A 4,573-nucleotide genomic window follows, 5' to 3' on the forward strand; every position below is an offset into this window, starting at 1 on the left:
TCAGGGAGCAAGCTCCCATCGATCCGCTCGACTTGCATGTATTAGGCACGCCGCCAGCGTTCGTCCTGAGCCAGGATCAAACTCTCCATAAAAAGTTTGAATAGCTCTTTTGAAAATAAATCTAGAATTAACGTTGACGTGTTTGTCTTGTTTTGTTCAGTTTTCAAGGTTCAAATGCTTGTCGCTGTCTCTTTCGGCGACTTTTCTAATTTACCACATCTTACTTCGTGGTGTCAACTGTTTTTTTTAGCAGGTTTTTCATCTCTTGGTTTGAAATGCCTTTGCTGTAGCAGCGACGTTTAATAATATATCAGCTATTCAATCCCCGGTCAATACTTTTTAATAAAAACATTGTTATTTTATTTACGTCCTTCCTCTCTCTCCTCAACATGCTTCAATTGTCTCTATACACAGTTACGTATCCCTTCGGTTCAAAGAACCCAAAGATCAACCAAGGCACGTACGATCCGAGATAAGCCGTACATGCCCCATATCCATTCACTGATTGAACTCGTCCTTGAACGACGATCTCTTCATATACTTTAAACACTCCTTATGACTTGCGATCCTTCTGAACAGGGAAAACAAAATCGCATAGCGTTCATCCATGGCACGCTTCACGATATATTCAATTCTTGCGTCTTTCAAGTCGAACAGAATTTCGTCCATTTCACGTTTCAGTAAATATTCGATTTCTTGCTTCTCTCTGTCGTCGATTAAAAACCCAAGCAATTATGCCACCCCTTACTGTTGATAATTGTAGTTTTTTCCATATAAAGATTTTTATAATCATTTTTTTCGAATATAGATATTTTCAAGGGGACATGCATAAGGTGTAATACGGCTTTGAAATCGACAACAGATGGACAGGGGGATAGCATGTGAATACATTTCATACGGTGAATGCCAAGAGACTGAAGCAGGTTGCACTGATCATCGTCATATCCTTTTTCACCGCTCTGCTGGTGTATAGTGCGAATACATCAAGTATCGCTGTCTTCGGAACCAAAGATGGACCGAAGGCTGTTTTCAAGGGAGAGAAAGGCGTTGCGTTGACCTTTAACATCGGGTGGGGAGATGAAAAAGCAAAGCCCATATTGGAGGAATTGAAGAGGATGAACGTTCAGTCCGCCACCTTCTTCCTTTCCGGTGCCTGGGCAGAACGCCATCCTGAGCTGGTGGAACAAATTGTGAAACAAGGATACGAGATCGGAAATTTGGGGTATGCTTATTCCGACTATACAGATATGGAACCGGAAAAGATCAGACAGGATATCCTGAAGGCCGATACGATCTTTAAAAAACTCAATGTGCAGGAGGTGAAGCTCCTTAGAAGCCCAACAGGTCACTTTGATAAAGAAACACTCAAGGTGGCAGATTCACTTGGACTAACCCTTGTACACTGGAGCGTGGATTCCAAGGACTGGACCAATCCGGGGGTGGATGAGATCGTCGAAAATGTCAGTGAAGCGAAGAAAGGGGATATCATCCTTCTGCACGCATCGGACTCTGCCAAGCAGACAGAGAAGGCCCTTCCTGAAATCATAAAGGAACTACAGTCCAAAGGAAGCTTCATCAACGTATCGGATATGATATCAAACGGAGATGCTAAGTCTTCCCTGATCCAATGAAAAAAGGCCGTCAGCAGTGACGGCCTTTTTCTCATCCGGTCTTTTGTTGTCTCTCGGCACGGGAGTTTTCCAGGTAGCGCGGAAGCATCAGCAGCTGATACGCATTACAGGAGATGAGCGCCAGGAGCATAAGATACAGCCAGTCGATGGAGTTCACCAACAGGACCGGAAGCCATTCCAGTGTCGTAATGACAATCATGAAGAATAAAGCGGATACAAAAGTATTCGAGCTCGACTGCTGATTCTTGAAGTAGGCAGTGACTACTCCAATCAACAAGATGCCGAATCCAAGGAGGATATATGGCAGATAGGAATCATCCGCTTCTGCGAATGCCCTGAACCGGAAATAAATGAGATCGAATAATACGAATAGAATCAACAAGAACTGCACTGGATTCCACAGCCCTTTGAATAACCCCATGCCAAATTGATGAATCGTCAAATAGGCGAAATACCCCATTTGGCTGATGACACTGAAGGTGAATCCTACAAACAAGAACCATAGCAGGCTCGACAAAATCCCCAGTACATCTCCATCACTGACATATGGACCGAACTGATCCCATCTGATGAAGAGGGATGCCACTCCGGTCACTAATCCTCCGACTAGCAGCGTATGAATAAAAAAACGGATCCAATTACGGATGGTCACTTCTACTTTCCCCCAAATCTAAATATATGGACTCTTCTGATTGTACCAAACGCTTTCATGAAAAATCCATATGGCCCATGATTAATAAGTATATTTTTTGTGTCCGGCTCCATATTAAAGGTAAGGGAACTTGTATGAAAGGAGCCTGACCATGAAACGATTATCCTTTCTTGTGCTGTTATCCTTCTTTCTCTTGACTGCCTGTGGCGGCGGAGGAGCGGAGACCGGCAAAATGGACTATGAGGAAACCAAGAAAATGGTTGTCGATATATTGAAGACTGACGATGGTAAAAAGGCCATCAAAGAAATCATGAGTGACGAGGAAATGAAGTCAGAGCTGATTCTGAATGAAAAAGTGGTCACAGATACCATCTCCAAGACCCTCACGTCGGAAAAAGGCGTCGAGTTCTGGAAGAAGGCCTTCGAAGATCCCAAGTTCGCTGAAACAATGGCGAGCAGCATGAAAGATAGCAACGAAAAACTTCTGAAAGAACTCATGAAAGATCCCGAATATCAGGGTATGATGATCGATCTCTTCAAGGATCCTTCCATGCAGAAGGATATCATCGAAGCCCTTAAGAGCAAGGAATACCGCGAACACCTTCAGCAGGTGATCATTGAAACACTTCAAAGCCCGCTCTTCCAGTCCAAGATCCAGGAAGCCAAGGACAAAGGATCTTCCGAAAGTCAGAAAAGCGGAAAGACGCTTAATGACCAAGGTGGCGGTTCCTCCAGTGGAGGCGGCGGCGGTGGCGGCGGTGCTTAATGCCCAAAGGCCGGACGAATCGGTGTAATCCGAGTCTCCGGCCTTTTTCTTTATGAAAGCTTCTCTATTACTTTATGGGCGATCTCTCCATATATCAGACCCAAACGGTGATCGGCTGCATAGACAGAAGGAGCAAAGTCTTCTTCATTCCAATCAGGCTGTTGAAGAGGCAACTTGCCAAGGAGATCGGTACGTAGTTCTTCCGTCAGCTTCTCCCCTCCGCCTTGGCCAAAGACGAATTCCTTTTCACCTGTGATCTTACTCTCGAAATACGACATATTCTCAACAACGCCAAGAATGTCATGATCCGTCTGCAGGGCCATGGCACCTGCACGTGCGGCAACAAAGGCAGCTGTCGGATGCGGAGTCGTGACAATGATCTCCTTGCACTTAGGAAGCATCGTATGGACGTCGAGGGCGACATCTCCGGTGCCCGGCGGTAAATCAAGGAGAAGGTAGTCAAGGTCTCCCCACTCTACATCAGAGAAGAAGTTATTCAGCATTTTACCAAGCATCGGTCCCCTCCAGATGACAGGAGCATTATCCTCCACAAAGAAGCCCATGGAAATGACCTTCACCCCGAACCGTTCTACTGGAATGATCTTTTCTCCGCGCACAACCGGTCGCTTCATGATCCCCATCATATCCGGGACACTGAATCCGTAAATATCGGCATCCACAAGACCGACCTTCTTCCCTTGTCGCGCTAGAGATACGGCAAGGTTCACCGAAACCGTCGATTTACCCACGCCACCCTTACCGCTTGCAATGGCAATGAACGTCGTCTTGCTTGCAGGTGAAAGAAGATCCGTCCCTTCCCCACCGGAACCCCTGTGCTTCTCAAGCTCTTCATCAGATAGCTCCGTAAATCGGATCCCCACAGAAGAAGCTCCGTTATCTTTGAGAAGCTGGACGACCTTCTGCTGGAACTGCAGCTGCTCACCCGTTCCCGTCTTAGCCAACGCAATCTTTACGCTGATATGATTTTTCTCTTCCTTGATCGAAATCTCTTCTATACCGTTCGTTTCACCTAATGTTTTATGTAAAAAAGGATCCTGCAATCCCGCTAACAATTCACGTGCCTGCTGTTCCGTCAACATACGTAACCACCCTTTATTTTGTATTCGTTTTCACTGTTTCCAGTATAACATATCCAGCCTAGAATGAATGATCAAAACGTTCGGAATGTTTTACTGGTATAACGAAAAGCGCAGGCGGGGTGGTCTGAGGCGACAAGCATAGTTCAAGAACCCGGAAAGGCGTTCTTGGCCTTTTTGGGTTCTTGAACTATGACCTCGAGCCTCACCCCGCCGGAGCTAGACATCAACGAAAAGCGGAGGGGGCTCGCTCTGAGGCGACAAGCATAAGGCGAAGATCTCGGAAAGGCGGTCTTGGCCTTTTTGAGATCTTTGACTTATGACCTCGAGCCTCAAGCCCCCGGAGCTAGACACCACGAAAACCGCAGGCGGGTCGCTCTGACCCGACAAGCATAAGCCAAGAACCCGGAAAGGCGGTCTTGGCCTT

At 46.3% G+C, this 4,573-nt stretch carries 5 protein-coding genes and 1 rRNA gene; 2 read left to right on the top strand and 4 right to left on the bottom strand.

Features of this window, described 5'->3' with window-relative positions; translation table 11 throughout:
- Positions 1-92: ribosomal RNA gene (locus tag ABJ225_RS22240) — 16S ribosomal RNA — on the bottom strand; the annotation flags it as partial.
- Positions 93-498: 406 nt separating this feature from the next.
- The gene (locus ABJ225_RS22245) at positions 499-732 is read right to left on the bottom strand and encodes a hypothetical protein (protein ID WP_056541817.1); all 234 of its coding nucleotides are present in this window, start codon (positions 730-732) and stop codon (positions 499-501) included.
- Positions 733-881: 149 nt separating this feature from the next.
- Here ABJ225_RS22245 and pdaB point away from each other — a divergent pair, with 149 nt between their 5' ends.
- Positions 882-1,631, top strand: coding sequence for a polysaccharide deacetylase family sporulation protein PdaB (pdaB, locus tag ABJ225_RS22250; RefSeq protein ID WP_056541815.1), 750 nt, complete (start codon positions 882-884; stop codon positions 1,629-1,631).
- 31 nt (positions 1,632-1,662) lie between these two features.
- On the opposite strand, the gene ABJ225_RS22255 is transcribed toward pdaB, so the two are convergent.
- Complete coding sequence (locus ABJ225_RS22255; protein ID WP_053429939.1) at positions 1,663-2,283, bottom strand: KinB-signaling pathway activation protein; 621 nt, start codon at positions 2,281-2,283, stop codon at positions 1,663-1,665.
- Between the two features lie 151 nt (positions 2,284-2,434).
- Between ABJ225_RS22255 and gerD the strand changes: the two genes are divergently transcribed.
- Positions 2,435-3,049, top strand: coding sequence for a spore germination lipoprotein GerD (gene gerD, locus ABJ225_RS22260; protein WP_056541812.1), 615 nt, complete (start codon positions 2,435-2,437; stop codon positions 3,047-3,049).
- 50 nt (positions 3,050-3,099) lie between these two features.
- Here the strand turns inward: gerD and ABJ225_RS22265 are convergent, their stop codons facing one another.
- The gene (locus tag ABJ225_RS22265; protein WP_056541810.1) at positions 3,100-4,149 is read right to left on the bottom strand and encodes a P-loop NTPase; all 1,050 of its coding nucleotides are present in this window, start codon (positions 4,147-4,149) and stop codon (positions 3,100-3,102) included.
- Between the last annotated feature and the right edge of the window lie 424 nt (positions 4,150-4,573).

The organism is Rossellomorea sp. RS05 (assembly GCF_039822645.1).
In the GTDB taxonomy this organism is placed as follows: domain Bacteria; phylum Bacillota; class Bacilli; order Bacillales; family Bacillaceae_B; genus Rossellomorea; species Rossellomorea marisflavi_B.